We start from the raw sequence: 24,633 nt of genomic DNA, 5'->3' as shown, positions 1-24,633 counted from the left end.
CAGCCTAAAACACAATAAAGTGATCTAACCCAAATCATAAAATAAAATTTTACAATACTCCAAAAGGTCTTATATGTTTTAAAACATATAAGACCTTTTATTTTTTTTAAACATTTTTGACCAAATCAGATCTCTTGCCTTCATTTTAATTTTATCAACTATCAATTAAACCCTGTCATATACTACAAAAACCCGCACAAATATAAAACAGCATCTTTTCAGGCTTCACATATCATTATTTTTGCGCTATAATTAACCTATACAATGAAAAAATGAAAAAAAAATATTTGAAAGTTATTTTAATCTGTACATTGGGGATATTGCTTTCCAATTGTGAAGATGGAGAAATTGGAACAGCCGGGGAGAACGGTATTAACGGAACAAATGGCATTAATGGAGAAAATGGTGCAGGCTTTGATGAATTAGTAAAATACGGAAGTATTAAACTTACTTTAGCAGGAACAAAACCTGATAATGTTACATTCACAGAGACTTCAGAATTCAAATACGCTCCTGTTTTTGCTAATCATAATACCTTCCTCAAAAAAAATTCGAATATCTACTTTAATTTTTCTCGATTTTTAAGTTCTCCTGATGATGTATTCCAAGGTTCTAAACTATACTTTTTTCTTGAAGTAAAGAATATGGAAGGACAAGATCAAACACTTGACTTTTTGGGTTTTGACATCAACGAATATGCCATAATATCCAACAACTTAACGTTCCATGAAATTAATCAAACATTTAAAATTTCACTTCCTTTTGATAATAACCGTACAGATATCAAAAACTTTAATTTGACCAATTATAGTTTTAATGATCAAACTAATAATTTGATATTTTCATTTTCTTTTATCGTATCCGGAGATCAAAATTCTACCAAAAATGATCTATCTGTTTCTGGAGAGGTAAATGTTGTTATACTAGAAAATATTAATCCAAAAAGAGGATAAAACCAAAAATTAAATAATCATTTATTAAAATACTAAACATGAAAAACTTTACTACTATACTATACAAAATTTTTATAATCTGCCTGTTGGGACTTTTCTTAACAAATTGTGAGGGAGAAGATGGTGAAAACGGTATTAATGGCGCTAACGGAACTAATGGTATCAATGGAACCAATGGTGAAAATGGCGTAGGTTTTGACGAATTGATAAAATACGGAAGTATTAAACTTACTCTTACAGGAACAAGACCCGATGATGTTGCTTTTACAAATACCGCAGAATTCAAATTTACTCCTATAAGAGCAAGATATAATTCTTTTTACAAAAACGAGACATCTATAGAGTTTGAAACTACCAGATTTCTGAGTGTTCCTGATGGTTTATTTCAAAGATCTAATACTAATTTTACTCTTTTTGTTAAGAATCCAGGGACAGAAAATGAAGTCATCGATTTTTTTAATTTACACATATCCAGGTATTCCGTTGTATCGGAAGATTTAACCCATTTTGAAATTAATAACGAAAAAGGATATTCAAATAAAGGAGAAGGAATATCTAATTTTAGTATTACTAATTATAGCTTTAATAACGAAACCAATAATTTAATATTCTCATTTTCTTTTAATGTTGGCGCAGCTTATAATAATACAAGAAAAGATCTTTCTGTATCCGGAGAAGTAAATATGATCGTATTAAAATCTATAACTCCATTTGATAGATAAAAAAAGAAAAAAACTGGCCCGTAAATAAAAATTTACGGGCTTTTTTTATGCAAAAAAACTATTAACAGATTAAAAATCAAAGATAAACATATCAAAAAAAGAACTTTATTAAAAAACGACGCTCTACATACGAAAATAATAATCAAAAAAATACATAAATAAAAAGGCACAAAAAACCAAAGTGTCGGAAAATGAAACTTTTGTGATGTAATATTGCAGTACTGAAACAAAAAAATAACATTCAGTACAATTAAAAATCAATAGTATTAAAAATGAAAAAAATGAAAAATTACTTTAAAATTATCTTAGTATGCTTTTTAGCAGTATCCTTTTATAACTGCGATGGAGAAGATGGGGCAGATGGCTTAACTGGCGAAAAAGGAATTGATGGAACAAACGGAAATGATGGCGTAAATGGGGAAAATGGTGCAGGGTTTGATGAATTAGTAAAATATGGAAGTATTAAACTTACTTTAACCGGGACAAGACCTGACAATGTTGCTTTTACAGACATCTCTGAATTTAAGTTTACCCCTGTTGAAGCAGAGGATCTCGACCATACTAATTCTGTATTTAAAACTAATTCAAGCACCTCTTTTAAATTACTTAGGTTTCTAAGCGCACCAGATGATGTTTTTCAAGAAGCTACAACAGGCATTAATTTTGTAGTTAACAACCCTGGTGAAGATACGCAAAGCATAGATTTTTCTCTATTAATTACTAATTACGCAATTATTTCTAATGATAATAAGTATTTTGTAATGAATAATTATTTCAATGGTAATGGATCCGGAGTTACCAATTTTAATATCACGAATTATAATTTTAATGAAGAAACAAATGAATTAACATTTTCGTTCTCTTTTAATGTAGATGGATTAAATAACTCTACAGGAAATGACCTTACAGCTTCTGGGGAAGTAGATGTTAAGGTGTTAGAAAGAATACAGGTAACCCGTTAAACCCTGTTAAAACAAATAATTAAATATAATTACTAAGCCTATATATCATAAGCTTAGTAATTATAATTTTTTGATGCTATCCAAATAAAAGTCGTAATAACTTAAAAATGTAGGGATTACAGGGCCATTAAATGGATTTGGAGCATTAAACAAAACACAAATAGCTATTTTATTATCAGGATCTACTAACAATTGTGTTTTATATTGATTTACATTACCTCCATGATAGATAATTCTGCGCCCTCTATAATCCAAGATACGCCAGCCCATTGCATAATAAGAATCTGTTACTCCATCCCAAAGATTTACATAGGTATCTTTATCGCTGGTACAAATAATTGGATTGAAAATATCTGTAAGACTTTCTTTAGAGATAATATCAGGGCGATATCCCATCAATACTTTTAAATACTCCCCCATATCAGAAATAGAAGCATTAACACCACCTGCTGCTGCTACATTATAATAGTTTTGATGAAGTTTATCTAGTTTATACGTTTTTGAATAGTGATTATAAGAGTGGGGTAAAGCTACATTGGTATTGTTTTTTATTTCAGAAAAGGTACTTGATGCATTATGCATTTCTGCTGGGTCAAAAAGTCTTTCTTTGAGGAGAGTTTCAAAAGTTTTTTTAGTATTCTTCTCCATTATTTTTTCTATAACCGAGAACATAGCATTTTGATACTCATAATCGATCCCTTCTTTTGCAACCACTCCTTTGGTTTTAAAACTACTAATAATACGATCTATAGAAAAACCATTCTGTATATGTCCAGAACAGGTATATGGGTACAACCCTGTTGTATGAGATAGTAAATGATCTACCCGAAGACGATCTGCCTGAGCCTTATCTTTTAAATCAAATGCCCGTAATGATTCTTTAATCTTTTGATTCCATTTTAATTCATTATGATCTACAAGGTTTCCTGCCAAAACTGCTGTAACTCCCTTTGATAAACTAGCTATTCTAAAAACAGTGTTTACATCTACAGAATCTTGCGTGTCAATTTTTTTTACACCAAAACCCTTTTTGTAAACAACGGTAGAGTCTTTAACAATTACAATAGCCGCTCCCGGGCATTCTGAAACATTAAAATTAGTAGTAAAAAACTTTTCGTAATGTTCTAAAAAGAAAGACAAAGAATCTTTTTTTGATATTTTTGGTCTTTCGTGTATACTACTTACATTTTCTTTGGGTTTTGATATATTACAAGATGCAAAAAAAATAATACCAAATACTACACAAAAATATTTCATACAATAACAATCTATATTGCCGCAAAATACATTTAAAATAGTATTTCTTAAAAACTTTTAAAACAAACTTTATAACACAAATCGATAAGTAGCTTTAATCAAAAAGGTGTTTTCTGGCTGTTGGCCCAAAATTTGGTTATCCAAACTTCTAAACAGATGATTTGACGGGTTTCCGTCACCGGTGATTCCTTGTGACCAAACTAAAAATATTTCAGAACCTGGTATATACTCCCATCGCAGTACCAAATTAGATCTAAATTGAACAAATGAAAAATCAGGATTATCAAATGTATAATCTACAGTTCCGTTTTTATCCTCATCTACCGAGTATTTGTCATCTGCAAAGGATATTTGATTTTGATCATATAAAGTCACCCTATCCCTAAGATCACTTGCAATAGCATCATTTACGTAATTAAAATTTGTATATCGTCCTCTTGATATAAAAGGTTGCCCATAATACTGTATAGTAAGATTAGGATTAATACTATAATTTAATCGTATACTTGCACTTAAGGTTTGCTGATCAATTTCTGCAGTTATATATCTTGTTGTATTATTAAAATTTTGTTCTGTAACATACTGTGTTTTATTAGGGTTTTCTTCAAATTCTGGATTTAAAGACATACTAAATGCATTAAATGGTTGGTAATTTAACCTAAGTACATATCTTCGAAAAGAAAAATTATTTTGTTGTGTAAATGAATTTACATGTCCCATAGCAAAGTTGAATTTTTTTCTTTTATCAGAACCAAAAAATAGTACCGCTATATTTTCTTGAGAAAAACGGTAGCGAGGTCCTCCCCGTAAAATTGTATTTGTAAAAATACGTGGCTTATGTATCATCTCTACCTCTGTCCACCAATTATTTGCATAATTAATATCTCCTTCCAGAGCATATTGAATACGATTATAATTCCCTTCAAAATCAAATGCTGATGATTGGTTAACTTCTATTGTTGCTCTGCGATAAAATTTTGTTGGTCTTAGAAACAAGTATTTAATTTCGGCAAACTGCCTGATATCATCTGCTTGTCTTAAAAACCCTATATCATTTAATTCTAGTTCTGGAGATCGCCAAAAAAAACCTCCTGCATATCTCCAGTTTCCTCCTCCAGATTTTCCTCCAACCAGCTTACCACCTGTTCCGGTTAATGAAGTCCTGTTGGCATCAACATCTACATGATCTGCATCTGCACGCTGAAAAAGATGTGTAAGGCTTTCTTGCGTATATTTAATAGCCTCTTTAGATCCTTCGACATGGCTTGCTACCATATTACCTTCTATAAAATATTTTCTATCCTTCCAGCTATGCCTAAAATCCAAGCCTCCTGTATAAGCAGATTGATGAAGTATATTCAGATTGTTTTCTCTCACACCTGCTAATTCTGAAGTTTCATTAGTATTTACGTTTTCATAATCAATATTCAATATATCCCCCAAATCCCGATTTGTTGCTGTAAAAATTCCCCCAACAAAAGAGTTACGTTCATTAAAATCTTTTTGCACCCTGCCAACCGCATAATTTGTTAAGGGTTCTGCTACAGCCTCTCTTTTGTGCCCCTCCTTATCTTCTATTTTGGCAATCTCCCTGGAGGTTATACTTTCTAAAACCCCGACAGACCACCCATCCTTGGTTTTTCCACTAAACTTAGCAGCACCAAGTATAGTAGTATTATTTGGCAAGTCGATATATTCATCATTTGCAGAATTAGAATTATTTATTGGGTTTTCTCCTACAGCTCCTTGCGGGCTTCTGCCTATTCTTCGGGAATAAAACAAATTATCAAATCCATTAGCAAATTGATAATCAAAAATGTTTTTGTTTTCCACAAAAAATGGTCTTTGTTCTTCAAAAAAGACCTGAAAACCATCTAATGCAATTGCTGCCGGATCTGCTTCTACTTGTCCAAAATCAGGATTAACAGTTAGATCCAAAGTAAGGTCATTGGTTACCCCTATTTTTGCATCTAATCCTCCGTTAAGTTTAAAATCATTGCCATCTCTAAAAGGATTTCCTTCTTCTTCGGGATATGTATCTAACTGGGTAACGGCAAATGGTTGGATTTCTAATTGTTTTTGCGCCTCAATATTGATCAACCCATGAAGCTCTCCAAACTCACTTACAAATCCAGAAGCATCTCTGGGTATACGTTGCCAAACAGAGCGTTCATCATTTCTAAAAAATAATCGGCTAATTTGCATTCCCCATATTTGCTCCCTTACTTTTCCAAATTTTAATTGGCTTAATGGTATTTTTATTTCTGCGGTCCATCCTTCGCTATCTATAGCACTGGCAGCATACCAAATAGGGTTCCAGCTACTATCCCAATTGTCTCCATTTTGAGATACAAACTCATCTCCTTTTACCCCCGATGCAGTTATTGTAAAAGAAAAAGCTGTTCTCTTATCATGGTACGTATCCAGGATAAGTGTTATACGATCTCCGGCAAAGCCATCTCTTCGAGAGAGTCTTTTTTCTATTTTATCTGGTTCATCATCAAAACACTTATATGCAACATAAAGAAACTTTTGATCGTATACTATTTTAAATTTTGTTTTCTGGCTCGGAGGAGTATTTTCATCTGGTTGGCTCTCAATAAAATCCCCATCCCACTCTACAGTTTCCCATCCCAAATCATCCAGCACTCCGTCTATTTTTAAAACATCACCTTCTTTAAGCGATTTGGTTATATATCTTCTCTTTTTAGTAACACTGGTAGAATCTTGTGCTACAATGGTAAAAGGAAATAGAAAAAGTGCCAAAAAAAAGGTATAAACTTTCATGAAAATTAAATATTTGACGATTGATATGTCTAAATATGATAGAAATTAATTTGTTTTGTCACATTTACTTCTTTTTTTTAGTAAAAAATTAACAGGAAATCATTACATTAATCCCTTTTACAATTCAAATAACTGCATCTTACTTGTAAGATCTCTAAAAGCCAATACATCAAACTTTTAAAATAATAATGAGTCACCTATTTGCTATCTAAATATATAATTGTACATTTGCACCCCTATTTTATGATAGGAAAGGAATGTTTAATTAAGTAAAAAATAATTAGTGTGGACACATTAAGTTACAAAACAGTATCTGCTAACAAAGCTACCGTTACAAAAGAATGGTTGCATGTAGACGCTGAAGGACAGACTTTAGGACGTCTTTCTTCTGTAGTTGCAATACTACTAAGAGGAAAGCACAAGCCTAGCTTTACCCCACACGTTGATTGCGGTGATAATGTTATCATTACCAATGCCGATAAAATCAACTTAACAGGAAAAAAGTGGACAGATAAATCTTATATCCGTCACACTGGATATCCTGGAGGGCAAAGAAGTCTTACTGCTCAGGAATTGTTTAGCAAAAATCCAGAGCGTTTAATCGAAAAGGCGGTAAAAGGAATGCTTCCTAAAAACAAATTAGGAGCAGTTTTATTCCGTAATCTAAAGGTATATGCAGGAGCAGAACACAATCAAGATGCTCAGCAGCCTAAAACTGTTAACTTAAAAGAATTTAAGTAATGGAAGTTATTCACAAAATTGGTCGTAGAAAAACGGCTGTAGCCAGAGTTTATCTTAAAGATGGTTCTGGAAAAATCACTATTAACAAAAAAGACCTTGTTGATTATTTCCCAACTGCTACTTTACAATACAAAGTAAACCAACCTTTGGTTTTAACAGGAAATGAAGATAAATTCGACATTTTGGTAAATGTTTATGGTGGAGGAATTACAGGACAAGCTGAAGCAATACGTTTGGCGATATCAAGAGCAATGTGCACTTTGGACGCAGAAGACGCTACTGAGTCTGAAGACGGAAGAGCAACAGGTAACAGAGGTATCCTTAAACCAGAAGGCTTGTTAACCAGAGATCCTAGAATGGTAGAACGTAAAAAGTTCGGACAGAAAAAAGCACGTAAGAAATTCCAGTTCTCTAAACGTTAATTTATTAAAACAGTATTTGTTGTTACCTCACCTTATGAGGGGTTAGTTTAGCATCTAAATGCCCAAGGCCATACAATAATAGTAGCCACTTGAGCATTGCTAATTCAACAGAACGTAAACTATTACAAAAATGGCAAACAATATCGAAGTAAAAGAATTACTTGATGCAGGTGTACACTTTGGTCACCTAACAAGAAGATGGGATCCAAACATGGCTCCTTATATCTATATGGAGCGTAATGGTATTCACATCATTAATCTATATAAAACTGCTGCAAAAATCGATGAAGCCAGCGAAGCTTTAAAAAAGATAGCAGCATCGGGCAGAAAAATCCTTTTTGTCGCTACAAAAAAACAAGCCAAAGAAATCGTGGCAGAAAAAGCAGCCAAAGCCAACCAACCATACATTACTGAAAGATGGCCTGGTGGTATGCTTACCAACTTTATTACTATTCGTAAAGCCGTTAAAAAAATGGCTGCTATTGATAGAATGAAAAAAGATGGTACTTTTAATACATTATCTAAAAAAGAACGTTTACAAGTAGATCGTTTAAGAGCTAAGCTAGAAAAGAACTTAGGTTCTATTTCTGATATGACCCGTCTGCCTGGAGCATTATTTGTTGTAGATATTACTCGCGAGCATATCGCAGTAAAAGAAGCTCAGAAATTAAACATTCCTATTTTTGCAATGGTAGATACTAACTCTGACCCTCGTCAAGTACAGTATGTTATCCCTGCAAACGATGATGCTTCAAAATCTATAGACAAAGTAATGACCTATGTTACCGATGCCGTTATAGAAGGTCTAAGCGAAAGAAAAGCTGTAAAAGATACACCTAAAAAAGATGCATCTGCAAAAGCTAAAAATGAAGAAGCACCAATAGTACTTGATGCTGCAAACGAAGAAGAATAGATAGGATTTGGCAATCCGTAATCTTTTTAAATTCGAAGTTGAGTTTTAACCCTTTCAAAACAAAGCTTAACTTTAATATAAAATTGACAAGTCGTTTGGTTTTTTACTTTTGCAGTACTAACTAAACGACTTGTTTTTTATACAAACAACACATTTACACATTAAATATTTAAAAATATGGCAAATATTACAGCAGCCGAAGTAAGTAAATTGCGTCAAGCTACAGGTGCCGGAATGATGGACTGTAAAAAAGCGCTTGTTGAAGCCGAAGGAGATTTTGACAAAGCAATCAGAATCCTTAGAGAAAAAGGACAAAAAATTGCTGACAAAAGAGCTGACAGAGAGTCTTCTGAAGGTGCAGTTATTGCAAAAGTTAATGACACTAAAAACAAAGGAATAATTGTATCTCTTAATTGCGAAACTGATTTCGTAGGAAAAAATGAGTCTTTCGTTTCTTTAGCTAATGAATTAGCAGAAATAGCTCTTAACGTTTCTTCTAAAGAAGAATTATTAGCTACAAATTTTAATGGCATGACTGTTCAGGAAAAACTTACCGAGCAGACTGGTGTTATTGGTGAAAAAATAGAAATCGGGGATTTTAAAATATTAGAAGCTCCTTTTGTTGGATTTTATATACACGGAAACAAAATTGGTGCATTAACCGGTTTATCTTCAAATATCGAGAATGCAGACACACTTGCCAAAGACATTTCTATGCAAGTAGCTTCTATGGGGGCAACAACACTTTCTTATAAGGATTTTGATCCGGAATATGTGGCTTCAGAAACCCAAGCAAGAATTGCAGCTATTGAAAAAGAAAACATAGAACTTGGACGATTAGGCAAAACATTAAAAAATGTGCCTCAATTTATTTCAAGAGCGCAATTAACAGATGAAATAATTGCACAAGCCGAAGAAAACTTAAAAGCTGAATTAAAGGCTGAAGGTAAACCAGAACAAATCTGGGACAAAATTCTTCCGGGAAAACTAGAAAGATTCATTTCTGATAATACAACACTTGATCAAGAACAGTGTCTTCTTGACCAAAACTTTATCAAAGATGACAAGAAAAGTGTTTCAGAATATGTTAAATCACTTGGAGATGTATCTGTAGTTGCTTTTGAAAGAGTTTCTTTAGGATAAATCCAAAATCATATTTTTTTCAGGTATTGGCCGAAAAAATCAAAACCGCTTCTGTAAAAGAAGCGGTTTTTTTTTCATCATTTTCAAAATATTCTCATCCTGATTCTGTTACGTTTATAAGCACCTAATTTATTAAAGTACTTACCCCCAAAAACGAAGATTGACTCCCCAATCAATCCACGATACACAAACCTGTTAAGGTTATATATCTAATAAACGCACAAAAAACATTTTCAAAATATTTTTTATCCCCAACATTTTTTTGTTTTCCATGAAGCAAAACTAAGGTATAATTAAACACCAATCAATACTATTAGCAGGGGAAAATCACCCTTTTTTATCAAAAGCAGCAAAATTTCAATATTTAGTTTCTTTTCTATAAAAAACACCTTTATAACCCAAAATATTTTCTAAATTAAGAATATCGCTATATTTGCATCACAGTTAAATCTCACAATGAAATACAAAAGAATATTACTCAAATTATCAGGCGAAGCTCTAATGGGGGATCGCCAATATGGAATTGACCCTAAAAGACTAGCAGAATACGCCTACGAAATCAAACAAATTACTGAAAAAGGTGTACAAGTTGCCATTGTAATTGGAGGAGGTAATATTTTTAGAGGTGTTGCAGGAGCCAGCAAAGGAATGGACAGAGTCCAAGCAGATCACATGGGTATGTTAGCCACCGTTATCAATGGATTAGCTTTGCAAAGCGCACTTGAAGACGCTAAAATACCTACCCGATTACAATCTGCTGTAAAAATTAATGAAGTTGCAGAACCATTTATTCGCAGAAGAGCAATACGACACTTAGAAAAAGGAAGGGTCGTGATTTTTGGAGGAGGAACAGGAAATCCTTATTTTACTACAGATTCTGCCGCAGTACTTAGAGCAATTGAAATCAATGCCGATGTTATTTTAAAAGGCACCAGAGTAGATGGGATTTATACTTCGGATCCCGAAAAGAACGCAGATGCAACCAAATTTGATTTTATAACATTTGATGATGTTTTGCGCAAAGGGCTAAAAGTAATGGATACTACAGCCTTTACATTAAGTCAGGAAAATGAACTACCAATAATTGTTTTTGACATGAATAAAGCCGGAAACCTGTTAAAAGTAGTTGCCGGTGAATCCATTGGCACCCAGGTAAACCTTTAATCATGTTGACTTATTTTTTGATTAATCAGAAGAAAAGAACTAAAAAATGAACGAAGAAATAGATTTTATAATAGATTCTGCTAAAGAGGCAATGCAAGCTGCAATTACTCATTTAGAAAAAAAATTACTTAATATCAGAGCAGGAAAAGCATCTCCTGCAATGTTAGGTGGCGTTATGGTTGAATACTACGGCTCTCCTACCCCATTAAATCAAGTAGGAAATGTAAGCACTCCAGACGCAAGAACTATAACTATCCAACCTTTTGAAAAATCCTTGATCCAAGCAATCGAAAAAGGTATCCTGTTGGCCAATTTAGGCTTTAACCCTATGAACAATGGGGACAGTGTGATTATAAGCGTCCCTCCTCTTACTGAAGAACGGCGTAAAGACCTTGCTAAACAAGCTAAGTCTGAAGCAGAAGATTCGAAAATTGGTGTACGAAACGATCGTAAAAACGCTAATAATGAAATTAAAAAATTAGAAAAAGAAGGATTATCTGAAGATCTGGCAAAAGTAGCAGAAACAAATATCCAGGAATTAACAGATATATATATCAAAAAAATTGATGAAATACTTAGCAAAAAAGAAAAAGAAATCATGACCGTTTAATCTTTTTTTATAGTATTTTAATTATAACACAAGCGTTTTCTAAACGGAAACGCTTTTTTTGTATCTTCGTTTTTTCGAATCTATTTAACATAATGCAAAACAAACTCTTTTGTTTATTTTTTTTTACGCACTTTGTATTAATTTCTCAAATTAGCATCACGGGTATAGTTATAGATCAAAGCTCTAAAGAACCTTTATCATTTGCTACAGTAAAAACCAATGACTCCTCTTATGCACTTACCTCTGTAAAAGGAGAGTTTACCATACGATGTAATACCTATCCCATAATATTGACCATAAGCTATTTAGGATATCAAAAAAAAACTATCGTAATTACAGAAAAAAAAACTGAAAAACTCACAATTGGGCTTATCTCTCAAGAAGAAAACCTGGATATAGTAAAATTAGGTAGCCTGCAAAATATCGCAGCAAAAATTATTAATGAAGCTATTCGTAAAAAAAAACAAAACAACCCCAATAAATCACTATCCTCCTACAGTTACAAAAGCTATAATAAATTAAAGATAACAGAAGATCATCAAGCCCATTTAAAAACCAATGATACTTCTAACACAGATATAGAGCACATATTCAATAAAGCCCATTCCTTTTTATCTGAAAAAATAAGCTTACATCAATTCAAAAAAAATATTGGGCAAAAAGAAACAGTGCTGGCAACCAAAATGACCGGTTTCAAAAAACCAATTTATAATGTATTAGGTATTAAAATACAATCCAACTCTTTATACGATGAAGATTATACTATTTTCAACAACAAATACATAGCTCCATTATCTAAAATTGCCTTAAAAAATTATCACTATAAAGTTTTGGACACTACACAAAGCAAAACTCCTGCTTTTGTCATCCTTTTTCAACCACGAAAATCTAAAAATTTTGCAAGCCTCGAAGGAGTATTATACATCGATGTAAAAACATTGGCCATTCAAAAAGCTATTATAGAGTTACGAGGAGAGCTTAATGTAATGGCAACCCATGATTTCAAATACTTTTCCGAAAAAGAAAGTTGGTTTCCGACCCGACAAGAAATTACAATAAGACCCGGAAACGGAAGGCAAAAAGTAAGCCTTTTTGGTGGTCAAATTGCTGTAGGAAGAATAGGAAACAATAAAAAACACGCACTCAAGAACAATGATTTCTTAATCTATACAACCGACTTAATTGATATCCAGTTAGAAAAAAAAGAAAATTTAAACATAAATCAAGCCAGCATAAAAATTGACCCATTGGCAAATGACAGGCCTGAATCTTACTGGAATCAATACCGCACCAATACTATTACCAAAAAAGATCTAAATTCGTTTCCAATAGTTGACAGTATAGTAAAAGCTCAAAATATCGAACGAAGAATCGATGTGATCCAAAGTTTTAATATTGGGTATTATCCTGTCGGCTTTTTTGACTTTGATCTTACATACCCTGTTAAATTTAACAATTATGAAGGTTTACGGGTAGGATTAGGAGGCAAAACAAACACAAAATTCTCTAGCAGATTTAGATTAGAAGGATATCTTGTTTATGGCTTTAGAGATTCAAGGTTTAAATATGGTATCGGAGGAGGAATTTTATTAAATAAAAAATCAGATTCGTGGCTTAACATAAATTACAAAGATGATGTTAAAGAAGTAGGTAGTTTTTTATATCTCACAGACCGAAGAGTATATTCCTTGTTTGAACCACGTTTAGTAAATATCGACTTTTACTATAAACACAAAACATGGAGTACCAGTCTGCAAAAACAAATTTTTCCCAAATTAATGTCTGAAACCCAATTTTCGGTAAGCAATATTGATCAGACCGGAGGATATGCATACACAAACAATGACATTTCTTTTTCTTCATACAAAATATCAGAAGCAACCATAGCGTTAAGGTGGAGTCCATTTAGTGAGTTTTTAAAAACCCCTAATCAGTTTAAAGAAATCCATGAAGGATACCCAAAAATAACAGCACAATATACCCAAGGTTTTAAGGGTGTGTTTGATAGTGACTTTGAATATCGAAAGATAGGACTTAAAGCAGAGTACGTTGTTAATCGTATTAATCAATCCCAAACAAGTTTTTTATTAGAAGCAGACTATGCAACCGGAGGCATCCCTCTTACCCATTTGTACCATACATACCCCAATGCCCCCACAAAAGAAACCGCATTAAGAAGATTTTCTGTAGCAGGCAGAAGAACTTTTGAAACCATGTATTTTGGCGAGTTTTTTAGTGATAAGTTAGCAACGCTACAAGTTAAACACAAAATAAGACCAATACATATCACCAATTGGTTAAAACCTGAACTTGTTTTTATAAGCCGTTATGCAATCGGTGAAGTTAGCGATATCAAAAAACATGAAGGAGTTGATTTTTCTTCTTTACAACAAGGATATCAAGAATCCGGAATAGAAATCAATAAGTTATTTGCCGGTTTTGGGTTAAGTTTTGCTTACCGTTACGGAGCATATCATCTACCAGAATTTGAAGATAACATCTCTTTTAAATTCACCTTTTATTTAAAACTTTAATTCTCAAAACAAGACCTTATTTTCTTTATCAAATTAGTTAAATTATATGCCCCCAATCCTTACCTTTGCACAAGGAAAGTAAAGAATGGCAAAATTATTCAGTTTCGGGTTTTGGAATGCACTGGCTGGAATCATACTCCGTAATAGGGCAGTAATATTTCTAGCAATAATAGGGATAACAATTTTTTTAGGGTTTCAATGGAAAAACATGAAGTTTTCCTATACTGAAGCTAATCTGCTCCCTGATGATCATGAGGTAAATATACAATACCAAAAATTTCTTGAAAAATTTGGGGAAGAAGGTAATTTAATAGTAATGGCAGTTAAAGACAGTACGCTATTTACTCCTGAAAAATTAAAAGCATGGAATGATTTCAACACTTCTTTCAAAGCATATAAAGAGATTGATCTGGTAGTATCTATTGCCGATCTCAAAACTTTAAAAAAAGAAGATAATCCCTCAAGATTTGAATTAGTACCATTTATTAAAGACAGTATTTATACTAAAAAACAAGTTGCAAAGTATAAAAATGAACTATTCAATAAATTACCTTTTTATGAAGGATTAGTGTATAGCAAAAAATCCCAAACTGTACAAAGTGCACTTTATCTAAAAAAAGACATTGTAAACACTCCTCTAAGAAAAAAGTTTATTGAAGAAATACTTCAGCCTGCCGTTGCTGATTTCGAAAAAAAATATGATCTAGACGTTAAAGTATCTGGTATGCCGTATATCAGAACCTTGAATTCTCAAAATATAATGGATGAAATTCAAATTTTCATTCTTGCAGCTTTACTCGTTACTTCTTTGATTTTCTTTTTCTTTTTCAGATCCTTTAGGGCCACTTTTATATCCATGACAGCAGTTATCATAGGAGTAATGTGGGCTTTTGGATTTTTAGGACTCTTAGAGTACGAAATCACTGTGTTAACAGCAATTATACCACCATTAGTAATTGTTATAGGTATACCTAATTGTATTTTCTTGATTAATAAGTATCAGCAAGAAATTAAAAAACACGGTAATAAAGCAAAATCTTTACAACGAGTAATTACAAAGGTGGGTAATGCAACATTAATGACAAATGTTACTACAGCTGCCGGATTTGCAACTTTTGCCTTAACAGAAAGTAAATTACTAAGAGAATTTGGTATTGTAGCTTCCTTAAACATTATTGCCTTGTTTATACTTTGCTTATTGGTCATAACTATAATATATAGCTATATGCCCCAACCCAAAGAAAGGCATTTAAAGCATTTAGGTAAAGGATGGATAGAAAAATTGATGGATTGGATGGAGAATATGGTAAAAACAAGAAGGGTAACCATATACTTTTCTTCTGTTATTATCTTAATTGTTAGTATTATTGGCATCTATACTATAAAGGTTTCCGGGAGTTTATTAGAAGATATGCCAAAATCTGCCGGTTTTTACAAAGATATAGAGTTTTTTGAAGAAGAATTTGATGGCATTATGCCTTTAGAGATTTTAATAGATACCAAACGAAAGCAAGGAGTATTAAAGTTGCCTACATTAAAACGAATGGAAAAACTCCAAGAGCTTTTAGAAGAAACCCCAGAGCTCTCAAAGCCAATTTCTATTGTTAACCTTGTTAAATATTCTAAACAAGCCTTTTATAACGGAAACCCTAAATACTACCAGATACCAACCAGTCAGGAAAGAAACTTTATTTTACCCTACGCAAATAGTTTTGAATCTGAAGCAGGAGTGATGAAAAGCTATGTAGACTCTACCGGGCAATATGCCAGGATAACTACATTTATGAAAGATGTAGGCACTGAAGAAATGGAACGTATAGAATCTACCCTTATACCACAGATTGAAAAAATATTTCCAAAAGACCGGTACGATGTTTCCTTTACAGGTAAAGCACTTATTTTTCAGAAAGGAACTAAATATTTGGTATGGAACCTAACCTTTTCATTAGGTCTTGCAGTACTATTAATAGCTCTATTTATGGCCTGGATGTTTAGATCCTGGAAAATGATAGTAATATCCTTAATTCCTAATTTATTACCATTATTAATGACCGCTGGTTTAATGGGATATTTAGGTGTACCTATTAAACCTTCTACTATATTGGTTTTTAGTATTGCATTTGGTATTTCTGTAGACGACACCATACATTTTCTTGCAAAATACAGACAGGAATTAAAAGCAAATCATTGGAGGATCAGAAAATCTGTTCTTGCGGCCTTAAGAGAAACAGGGGTTAGTATGTTCTACACCTCAACTGTTTTATTTTTTGGTTTCTCTGTATTTATGATATCCAGTTTTGGCGGGACTAAGGCATTAGGAGGGCTTGTATCCACAACTTTATTATTTGCCATGCTATCTAATCTGTTATTGCTTCCTTCTCTGTTACTCTCTCTGGAAAGAAGTATTGCTAACAAAAAAACCCTTAAAGAGCCTACTCTAAAAATTATTCCCAACGACGACGAGCTAGATGAGCCCAATAAAAAGAACTAGTTAGATTACACAGCTGTACATAAAATCCCTGTAAGGAAAATCGAACTATTTTTTGGCTTAAAAATAAAATTCAGGAGTAACTATTGTAATATTTAATTTTGAAGTAAGAAATCAACAATCCAGAAACAAACTTACTAGATATGCTTTTGAAAACATATATTTTGTTTTTGAGGCAAGAGGGAAGGTAATACCATTTTAACTTTGAAATAGTACTAATAAATTATTTCTTTTTCATATATTCTTCCTTAAAAAATATAACCGTAACTACAGCTATGCTTAGGTTTTTTTGCCTTGAATACTTAAAAAAAATCAATTTCTATACGCACGATTTCAAAGTTAAAATGGTATCATGAAATCGTCATTAAAAAAATATCACAAAAAAGCCCCGTCAGAAACTAACGGGACTTGTGTAAGATAGATTACCCCAAAACCTATCGAACTAAACTTAACGTAAACACAATCGTCATAATTGCATACGCAAGATAATACCCCTTTTTATATTTTAAAATACCTAATGGGGGGGAAAAATCCCCTTTTTTCAAAAACATCGGAAAATTTAACATTATTTAGGTAAACAATATTTTGAAAATAAAACTAATTATTTGATATACAGATTATTAAACAAACTATTTATTCTTTTACTATTTTTATTTTTATATAAAAGCCTTCAAAAAAAACATGTTTTCTAGCCTAAAATAGCTTCCAATAGTATTTTTTTTAGAATTGGATTTTAAAAAAGCGTCGAATTTTGATTACAAAGCACAATCCTTCTTTTTTGAATTGATAAGATTATGCTACAATCCGATTAAAAAATTATCTTTGCTACCTCAAAATTCATACATAGTTTATATATAGTAAACTATAAAGTATGAAAAAATAATTTTTAAAATAATTTAGAAAAACAAATTATAATAATTCATAGGATGTGCATATAATCAAATTTTGATATTGATTTGACTATTATATACACTACATCTAATCTTAAAAAAATAAAAACTAATGAAACATACTAAAGTAATAGAAGTACTACAAAGTGATAAGCTATTACAACCTGTAATTGTTAAAGGCTGGGTTCGTTCATTTAGAAATGATCGTTTTATTGCAATTAATGATGGATCAACCATAAATAATATCCAGTGTGTTTTAGACGATAACACAATTAACAAAACTACACAAGACAGAATTAATATTGGAGCGGCAGTTGCAATAACAGGAACTCTTGTTGAAAGCCAAGGGCAAGGACAACGTGTAGAAATACAGGTAACCAATGTTGAGATTGAAGGAGATGCAGATCCGGAAGAATTAAAACTTACTATTTTATCTCCAAAAAGGCATACTTTAGAAAAATTAAGAGAACAAGCGCATTTAAGGGTGCGAACAAATACTTTTGGGTCAATAATGAGGGTTCGCTCAAAACTGTCCTTTGCTATACATGAATATTTTCAAAAAAATGATTTCTATTACGTTCATACCCCAATAATTACAAAAAGCGATGCAGAGGGAGCTGGCGAGGCTTTTAAAGTAACTAATCTGGACCTTAATAATATCTCTAAAAATGAAAATGGCGAGGTTGATTATAAAAAAGATTTTTTTGGTGGCGAAACAAATTTAACTGTTTCTGGTCAATTAGAAGCAGAAACATACGCTATGGGATTGGGACAGGTATATACTTTTGGGCCTACCTTTAGGGCAGAAAACTCAAATACCTCCCGCCATCTGGCTGAGTTCTGGATGGTAGAACCAGAAGTAGCTTTTTGTGACTTGGATGGTAATATGGATTTGGCAGAAGATTTTATAAAATACGTAATTAAATTTGTTTTAGAAAATTGCCCGGATGATTTAGAATTTTTAGAAAACCGTTTAGCTCAAGAAGATAAACAAAAACCGCAAGAAGAGAGATCAGAAATGCTGTTAAGGGACAAACTCAAGTTTATATTAGATAATAATTTTAAACGAGTAAGTTATACAGAAGCTATTGAAATTCTAAAAAACTCTAAACCTAACAAGAAAAAGAAGTTTAAATTTCCTATTGAAGAGTGGGGAGCAGATCTACAAAGTGAACATGAAAGATTTCTTGTTGAAAAACATTTTAAATGCCCCGTAATCTTATTTGATTATCCCGCAAACATAAAGTCATTTTATATGCGCCTTAATGAAGATGGAAAGACGGTAAGAGCTATGGATATATTGTTTCCAGGAATAGGAGAAATTGTTGGTGGTTCTCAAAGAGAGGAACGTCTGGATGTTTTGAAAGAAAAAATGGCAACTCTTAACATCCCTGAAGAAGAATTATGGTGGTATCTGGATACCCGCCGATTTGGAACCTGTACACATAGTGGTTTTGGTCTGGGGTTTGAACGTTTAGTTCTTTTTGTTACTGGCATGAGTAACATTCGCGATGTTATCCCATATCCAAGAACACCACTTAACGCAGAGTTTTAATTAAGACATATAGTTTTGTGTATTTCCGAAATATTCAAACTCTCAATTTTATTTTTTAATATACTATGTATTTAAAAAAGCAGATACTCATCCTCATAATTATAGGGTCTTGTTTAAATATTTTTGGACAAAAGGGGAATATTTCGATTTTTCCTAAACCAAAATGGGTAAACAAAATAGACACTCCCGACATTGGTAATAAAAACGATATTGAAACATCTGGTTTTTATTACCAATTAATAGATTTTCAAAGCGATATAGATCTTCAAAGTTATTTTTCTCATTATACAATCGAAGTAATTAATAATGAAGGCATACAACAAATATCTGATATCAATGTTGATTTCGATCCTTCTTATCAAAAACTGGTTTTTCACAATATAAGTATAATTAGAGATGGAAAAACAATTAAAAAGCTCTTTTTGGATCAAATCAAGACTATCCAAAGAGAGACCAGTATGGAAAGGTTTCTTTATGATGGTACAATTACTGCATTTGTAAACATAACCGATGTAAGAGTAGGTGATATCATAGATTACTCTTACACTATAGAGGGATCTAACCCTATATATGAGAACAAATATCATAGTAAACTATATTTTCAATACTCTATCCCTATCCATCACTTATATAACAGGATAAGGATATCAAAAAACAGAAACTTATATATTAAATCTTTTAACAATGCCGAAATAAATCAACCTGTCTTTTTAGATAATAAGAATGAGTATATTTGGGAACATACAGATATTTCACCATTAATTTACGATACCAATACTCCTTCTTGGTATGATCCTTTTCCTAACGTATCTATATCAGAATACAATTCCTGGAAAGAAGTATCCAATCAGTATTCTAAGTATTATTACTTAAACAAGGATGATAAAAATAAATTCATAAAAAATATAAAACAGTTATTTTCTGGGGTCCCAAAAGATTCATTGATTGACGTTATAAGAACATTTGTACAAGATGAAATAAGATATTTAGGCTTTGAAGGAGGTATAAACTCTCACAAACCAGATAATCCCATTAGAGTATTGAATCAAAGATATGGGGATTGTAAAGCAAAATCTTTTCTTTTATCTGAAGCATATCATGTATTTGATATCGAAGCATATCCAACTTTGGTAAGTTCTTATAATGGCATTAACATACCAGAAGAATTACCATCACCAAATGTATTTAATCACTGCATTGTACAAGTAAAAAAAGACAATGCTATTTATTACATAGACCCTACAATTAGTAATCAAGGGGGGAGCTTAAAAAATTTATCTATTCCCAATTACAATACTGGTCTGGTTCTCAAAAAAGAAGAAAACAAACTTTCGGATATTAAATTCAAATCGAAAAGCACTCTGGTAATTACCGAAGAGTTTGATGTCGATAATATTGGAGGTAATGGATATCTTGATATAACTTCAAAATATACAGGATCAAGTGCAGACGACCAAAGGGCGTATTTTGCCAAACAAGATATAAACAAAATTCAAAAAGAATATCTCAATTTTTATAGTGCTTTATACCCAAGCATAAAGGAGTTTTCTAAAATAGAAGTTATCGATAATAGGCTGGATATAAATGAAATAACGATTAAAGAAAGTTATTTTATTGATTCTCTTTGGACTAAATCATCAGAAAATGAAAATATACTGATTAGTGAGTTCTATCCTTTAAATATTGAATCTTATGTAAATATAGATAAGTCTCCGAATAGAGATATGCCATATCACGTTAAATATCCTTTAGATATAAGTCATAAAATTATTATAAACCTTCCTGAAAAATGGAATCTATCTCCAGAAAACAGAAAGCTAGAAAGTGATGTGTATGAATATCATTTTAATGTAGAATATGATAATCAAAAAATAGAAATTGACCATAAGTACAAAACTTTAAAAAGTTTTATAACACCAGAAGAAACAAAATCCTTTATAGGGGACCATGAAAAAATATTAAACAATTTATCTTATCAGCTTACCTATAATAAGGGCTATACAGAAAATAACCCTAAAACAAGTTGGATATTAATCTTCTTTTCTATTTCGATTTTATTGATAAGTACCTTTTTTGCCTATAAAGTATATTACAATTATAATTTACCATCAAAAAATACAGATGGTAATTCACAAAAAATTGGAGGATGGTTGATTCTAATAGTAATTGGACTTATATTCACTCCAATTAAAATACTTTATGAAGTATTAAAAAACTCTCAAGATTTTTTTGGAATGAACACTTGGGTTTATATAAGTTTAGATCACAGTTCATTTAGTGAATTATTTCTTTCATTACTCATTATTTTTGAATTGATCTATAATTCTGCTTTTTTTGTATTTTCAATTCTAATTATACTATTATTCTTTAAACGCAGAACTATACTCCCTAATATTATTATAATCTTCTATTCATCATCTTTTATTTTTCTTTTCTTAGACTCCATTTTAGCCTTCAGTTTAAATGAATCATTTTACTCTGAAATTGAAAAAATGCAAGCTTATAAAGAAATAGGGAAATCATTCATAAAAGTGGTGATATGGATTCCTTACTTTTTGTTTTCAAAAAGAGTTAAATCTACTTTTACAGAGGAAATCATCTCTTTGAAGAAAAAATCAGTTACTATGCCTTTTTAATAAAATCTCAGAAATTAGATTCTTTATAATAATTTTATCCGGATCTGATTTTTGAGATTTGTTTTTCGCATCTTGTATCTTTTTATAATGTGGCATCTTTCCTGTTTTTTCTATAACCATAAGAACTTCTTCAAAAAAACCATTTAAAATAGGGATCACAAATCTGCTGGATTCGTTTTTTTGTTTTAAATGAATAAATTTTTTGGTGTAGGCCAAAAAAGTTTGTGGATATTGCGAAAAAGTAAGTAATGCTTCGCAAAAACTATTGTAAACTTCTGTTTTACTAAGATTATTTTTAAATTTAAGCGTTTCGGGATTTATTTGTGTCAATACATATAATAATATGGTTTCTTTAATAAAAGTACTATAATCCTTCTTAGAATAATAATATACTTCCATTCCGATATTAGTATTTACCACCAACACTTCCTGACCTATAGTTTCTTTTAAAAATGATTCAAAAACCGCAACCATAGACGAGGACATTAACAACCTTTTACTAATACCTACACCTCTTATGTTTACAGATTTAATACTTTCTATTTCTTTGTTATTGTTCACCGGGTAATCTTAAATAATCCTGATATTTCTAGTCCTTGATTTTTAGCATGCATCTCGGCAGTATAACCACGATTGTCTTTTGCCTGTGTATCCGCCCCTTTTTCAACCAACAACTTGATAATTTCCTTTTGTCCAAATGTAGCAGCATATATCAATGCAGTAGCATCATTCAGGTTTTTTGCATTTACATCTGCACCCTTTTCTATAAGTAGTTTTGCTATGTCGTAATATCCTTTAAAACAAACCCCCATTAGCGCCGTATTTCCTGAAGCGTCCTTTGCATCCACATTGGGGGCATAATCCAGAATTGTCTTTGTAATTTCCTCAAGCCCATAATAAGATGCCAACAGCAAAGGTGTAGAACCCCTGTTATCTTTTTCGTTAACCAACAAAGGATTTGCATTTAGAATTGTTTTTACTTTTTCTACTTCTTCAGATCGAATAGCATTAAAAATATCTTCCATGTTTATTTTGTCATTTTTTTTTGTGAATACTTAACAACTGGTCGGAAGGTTTTTTTGAAATATCTCAAAGAAACCTTCCGTCCTTACTCTAAATAATATAAAATCAAATCTATGAATTTAATATAAAGTTTGGGCTGTTAAATTTAAGGCTTTACGAACACCATTACCATACTCTGGGTCTGCTTTATCAAAATGATTCAATTGTTTTTCAATAATTTTCATAGATACCCCTTGCATTGCTGCGGCAATATTTTTGAAAAGGCGTTCTTTTTGTTCATCATTAAACAATCTAAACAGATCACCTGGTTGTTTATACTCTCCAAAAGTGTCATTTTCTTCATATCTGTTTACATCTCCATGAATTTTCATTGGCGGCTCTGCAACACCAGGATCCTCTACTGCCCCTCCTTTTGTATTAGGCTCATAATATGCATCCGGGTTTGTGTTTCCATTATCAAAAAATCGCATAGCACCATCTTTATGATAATGATTTACCTCAGATATCGGTGCATTAGCTGGTAATGCCTCATAATGGGTTCCTAATCTGTATCTATGCGCATCTGCATAAGAAAAAATCCTTGCTTGTAATACTTTATCCGGAGAAAACCCAATACCAGGAACTACATTTGATGGGGAATACGCAGCATTTTCTATGTATTGAAAATAATTATCCGGATTTCTATTTAACTCTATCTCTCCTACCTCGATTAACGGATAATCTGCATGTGGCCATACTTTTGTTAAATCAAATGGGTTATATGGTGTTTTTTCTGCATCTGCTTCTGGCATTACCTGAATCATCATCTTCCATTTAGGGTAATCTCCACGCTCTATCGCTCCGTACAATTCTTCTTGAAATTTTTCTCTGGTTTGTCCTATTACTGTTGCAGTTTCTTCATTCGTATAATGTTTATGCCCTTGTTGAGTTTTCATGTGAAATTTCACCCAAAAACGTTCTCCATCATTGTTCCAAAATGAAAATGTATGCGATCCATACCCATTCATGTGCATAGGTGTTTGAGGGATTCCCCGATCACTCATTAATATAGTTACCTGGTGTAAACTTTCTGGAGTTTGAGACCAAAAGTCCCACATAGCCTCATTAGACCTTAAATTAGTCTTGGGATGTCTTTTTTGAGTTCTAATAAAATCCGGAAACTTATATCCATCCCGAATAAAAAACACCGGAGTATTGTTTCCTACCAAATCCCAATTTCCTTCTTCGGTATAAAACTTCAAGGAAAATCCTCTTACATCTCTTTCTGTATCTGCTGCTCCCAACTCTCCTGCAACAGTAGAAAATCTGGATAACATTGGTGTTTTCTTTCCCACTTCAGAAAAGATCTTTGCACGTGTATACTTTGTAATATCATTGGTTACAGTAAAAGTACCTTGCGCTCCCCATCCTTTGGCATGAACAACGCGTTCTGGTATTCGTTCACGATTCTGATGCGCTAATTTTTCTATTAGTTGGTAATCTTGCAACAAAACAGGACCTCTATGCCCTGCTGTAACGGATCTTTGATTATTAGGGACAGGAGCCCCTGCCGAGGTAGTCAATTTTTTCTTAGTCATTGTATATAAATTTTGTGTGGATAATCTTTATCTAAAGATACACTCTATTACACACAAAATCAATATATTATATTGATTCTAATAATTACCGTATAACAAAAATCTATTTTATAATATTTTTAATCATAAAAAACTATCAATAAATATATTCCAATTCTTAGACATAAGAAATAGTGATTATATAATTAACCTACTATTAATTTTTCTGTTACTCAAATTTTAAAAAGAAGAAACACTTATCCTTACTTTTAACATA

General features: G+C 32.0%; 18 protein-coding genes. 13 read left to right on the top strand and 5 right to left on the bottom strand.

The window, feature by feature from the left end:
• Positions 1 to 272: 272 nt before the first annotated feature.
• The 3 genes from ACZIYX_RS04320 to ACZIYX_RS04310 all read left to right on the top strand — a co-directional run bounded on the left by ACZIYX_RS04320 (position 273) and on the right by ACZIYX_RS04310 (position 2,637).
• Positions 273 to 953 carry a hypothetical protein gene (locus tag ACZIYX_RS04320; protein ID WP_462680970.1) on the top strand — a complete coding sequence of 227 codons (681 nt, stop codon included), beginning with the start codon at positions 273 to 275 and terminating at the stop codon, positions 951 to 953.
• Between the two features lie 38 nt (positions 954 to 991).
• On the top strand, positions 992 to 1,675 hold the full coding sequence (locus ACZIYX_RS04315) for a hypothetical protein (RefSeq protein WP_462680969.1): 684 nt from the start codon (positions 992 to 994) through the stop codon (positions 1,673 to 1,675).
• A gap of 281 nt (positions 1,676 to 1,956) precedes the next feature.
• The gene (locus tag ACZIYX_RS04310; protein WP_462680968.1) at positions 1,957 to 2,637 is read left to right on the top strand and encodes a hypothetical protein; all 681 of its coding nucleotides are present in this window, start codon (positions 1,957 to 1,959) and stop codon (positions 2,635 to 2,637) included.
• A gap of 60 nt (positions 2,638 to 2,697) precedes the next feature.
• Here the strand turns inward: ACZIYX_RS04310 and ACZIYX_RS04305 are convergent, their stop codons facing one another.
• Positions 2,698 to 3,894, bottom strand: a complete 1,197-nt coding sequence (locus ACZIYX_RS04305; RefSeq protein WP_462680967.1) for a serine hydrolase domain-containing protein — start codon at positions 3,892 to 3,894, stop codon at positions 2,698 to 2,700.
• A gap of 69 nt (positions 3,895 to 3,963) precedes the next feature.
• The gene (locus ACZIYX_RS04300) at positions 3,964 to 6,681 is read right to left on the bottom strand and encodes a DUF5916 domain-containing protein (RefSeq protein ID WP_462680966.1); all 2,718 of its coding nucleotides are present in this window, start codon (positions 6,679 to 6,681) and stop codon (positions 3,964 to 3,966) included.
• 285 nt (positions 6,682 to 6,966) lie between these two features.
• Here ACZIYX_RS04300 and rplM point away from each other — a divergent pair, with 285 nt between their 5' ends.
• From rplM to ACZIYX_RS04250, 10 genes are all read left to right on the top strand, one after another.
• Positions 6,967 to 7,422 carry a 50S ribosomal protein L13 gene (gene rplM, locus ACZIYX_RS04295; protein WP_462680965.1) on the top strand — a complete coding sequence of 152 codons (456 nt, stop codon included), beginning with the start codon at positions 6,967 to 6,969 and terminating at the stop codon, positions 7,420 to 7,422.
• Positions 7,422 to 7,844: a 30S ribosomal protein S9 gene (gene rpsI / locus ACZIYX_RS04290; protein WP_462680964.1), complete on the top strand. Its 423-nt coding sequence runs from the start codon at positions 7,422 to 7,424 to the stop codon at positions 7,842 to 7,844. The genes rplM and rpsI overlap by 1 nt, the downstream gene beginning before the upstream one ends.
• A gap of 130 nt (positions 7,845 to 7,974) precedes the next feature.
• Positions 7,975 to 8,757: a 30S ribosomal protein S2 gene (gene rpsB, locus ACZIYX_RS04285; RefSeq protein ID WP_462680963.1), complete on the top strand. Its 783-nt coding sequence runs from the start codon at positions 7,975 to 7,977 to the stop codon at positions 8,755 to 8,757.
• A 177-nt stretch (positions 8,758 to 8,934) separates the two neighbouring features.
• Positions 8,935 to 9,900 (top strand): translation elongation factor Ts, encoded by a 966-nt coding sequence (gene tsf / locus ACZIYX_RS04280; protein WP_462680962.1) that lies wholly within the window; start codon positions 8,935 to 8,937, stop codon positions 9,898 to 9,900.
• 456 nt (positions 9,901 to 10,356) lie between these two features.
• On the top strand, positions 10,357 to 11,064 hold the full coding sequence (pyrH, locus tag ACZIYX_RS04275; protein WP_462680961.1) for a UMP kinase: 708 nt from the start codon (positions 10,357 to 10,359) through the stop codon (positions 11,062 to 11,064).
• A 46-nt stretch (positions 11,065 to 11,110) separates the two neighbouring features.
• Complete coding sequence (gene frr / locus ACZIYX_RS04270) at positions 11,111 to 11,674, top strand: ribosome recycling factor (RefSeq protein ID WP_462680960.1); 564 nt, start codon at positions 11,111 to 11,113, stop codon at positions 11,672 to 11,674.
• Positions 11,675 to 11,766: 92 nt separating this feature from the next.
• On the top strand, positions 11,767 to 14,208 hold the full coding sequence (locus tag ACZIYX_RS04265) for a DUF5686 family protein (protein ID WP_462680959.1): 2,442 nt from the start codon (positions 11,767 to 11,769) through the stop codon (positions 14,206 to 14,208).
• A gap of 85 nt (positions 14,209 to 14,293) precedes the next feature.
• Positions 14,294 to 16,699 carry an efflux RND transporter permease subunit gene (locus ACZIYX_RS04260; protein WP_462680958.1) on the top strand — a complete coding sequence of 802 codons (2,406 nt, stop codon included), beginning with the start codon at positions 14,294 to 14,296 and terminating at the stop codon, positions 16,697 to 16,699.
• A 999-nt stretch (positions 16,700 to 17,698) separates the two neighbouring features.
• On the top strand, positions 17,699 to 19,141 hold the full coding sequence (gene asnS / locus ACZIYX_RS04255) for an asparagine--tRNA ligase (protein WP_462680957.1): 1,443 nt from the start codon (positions 17,699 to 17,701) through the stop codon (positions 19,139 to 19,141).
• 65 nt (positions 19,142 to 19,206) lie between these two features.
• Positions 19,207 to 21,777, top strand: coding sequence for a DUF3857 domain-containing protein (locus tag ACZIYX_RS04250; protein ID WP_462680956.1), 2,571 nt, complete (start codon positions 19,207 to 19,209; stop codon positions 21,775 to 21,777).
• Here ACZIYX_RS04250 and ACZIYX_RS04245 read toward each other — a convergent pair.
• The 3 genes from ACZIYX_RS04245 to ACZIYX_RS04235 all read right to left on the bottom strand — a co-directional run bounded on the left by ACZIYX_RS04245 (position 21,757) and on the right by ACZIYX_RS04235 (position 24,377).
• Positions 21,757 to 22,338: a hypothetical protein gene (locus ACZIYX_RS04245; protein WP_462680955.1), complete on the bottom strand. Its 582-nt coding sequence runs from the start codon at positions 22,336 to 22,338 to the stop codon at positions 21,757 to 21,759. The two genes, ACZIYX_RS04250 and ACZIYX_RS04245, sit on opposite strands and share 21 nt — an antisense overlap.
• Positions 22,335 to 22,802 carry an ankyrin repeat domain-containing protein gene (locus tag ACZIYX_RS04240; RefSeq protein ID WP_462680954.1) on the bottom strand — a complete coding sequence of 156 codons (468 nt, stop codon included), beginning with the start codon at positions 22,800 to 22,802 and terminating at the stop codon, positions 22,335 to 22,337. Before ACZIYX_RS04240 ends, ACZIYX_RS04245 begins: the two co-directional genes overlap by 4 nt.
• Positions 22,803 to 22,919: 117 nt before the next feature.
• Positions 22,920 to 24,377: a catalase gene (locus ACZIYX_RS04235; RefSeq protein ID WP_462680953.1), complete on the bottom strand. Its 1,458-nt coding sequence runs from the start codon at positions 24,375 to 24,377 to the stop codon at positions 22,920 to 22,922.
• Positions 24,378 to 24,633: the final 256 nt, after the last annotated feature.

The sequence above is a fragment of the Aquimarina sp. genome, assembly GCF_977115655.1.
The sequence above is the reverse complement of the archived record's forward strand: the minus strand, read 5'-3'. Positions and strand labels throughout refer to the sequence as shown.

Coding starts and splice junctions, on each gene's coding strand:
- ACZIYX_RS04305 (WP_462680967.1), bottom strand. CDS start 3,894: ATGAAATATTTTTGTGTAGTATTTGGTATTATTTTTTTTGCATCTTGT.
- pyrH (WP_462680961.1), top strand. CDS start 10,357: ATGAAATACAAAAGAATATTACTCAAATTATCAGGCGAAGCTCTAATG.
- rpsI (WP_462680964.1), top strand. CDS start 7,422: ATGGAAGTTATTCACAAAATTGGTCGTAGAAAAACGGCTGTAGCCAGA.
- frr (WP_462680960.1), top strand. CDS start 11,111: ATGAACGAAGAAATAGATTTTATAATAGATTCTGCTAAAGAGGCAATG.
- ACZIYX_RS04240 (WP_462680954.1), bottom strand. CDS start 22,802: ATGGAAGATATTTTTAATGCTATTCGATCTGAAGAAGTAGAAAAAGTA.
- ACZIYX_RS04265 (WP_462680959.1), top strand. CDS start 11,767: ATGCAAAACAAACTCTTTTGTTTATTTTTTTTTACGCACTTTGTATTA.
- ACZIYX_RS04320 (WP_462680970.1), top strand. CDS start 273: ATGAAAAAAAAATATTTGAAAGTTATTTTAATCTGTACATTGGGGATA.
- tsf (WP_462680962.1), top strand. CDS start 8,935: ATGGCAAATATTACAGCAGCCGAAGTAAGTAAATTGCGTCAAGCTACA.
- ACZIYX_RS04235 (WP_462680953.1), bottom strand. CDS start 24,377: ATGACTAAGAAAAAATTGACTACCTCGGCAGGGGCTCCTGTCCCTAAT.
- ACZIYX_RS04310 (WP_462680968.1), top strand. CDS start 1,957: ATGAAAAATTACTTTAAAATTATCTTAGTATGCTTTTTAGCAGTATCC.
- ACZIYX_RS04315 (WP_462680969.1), top strand. CDS start 992: ATGAAAAACTTTACTACTATACTATACAAAATTTTTATAATCTGCCTG.
- ACZIYX_RS04300 (WP_462680966.1), bottom strand. CDS start 6,681: ATGAAAGTTTATACCTTTTTTTTGGCACTTTTTCTATTTCCTTTTACC.
- ACZIYX_RS04250 (WP_462680956.1), top strand. CDS start 19,207: ATGTATTTAAAAAAGCAGATACTCATCCTCATAATTATAGGGTCTTGT.
- ACZIYX_RS04260 (WP_462680958.1), top strand. CDS start 14,294: ATGGCAAAATTATTCAGTTTCGGGTTTTGGAATGCACTGGCTGGAATC.
- asnS (WP_462680957.1), top strand. CDS start 17,699: ATGAAACATACTAAAGTAATAGAAGTACTACAAAGTGATAAGCTATTA.
- rpsB (WP_462680963.1), top strand. CDS start 7,975: ATGGCAAACAATATCGAAGTAAAAGAATTACTTGATGCAGGTGTACAC.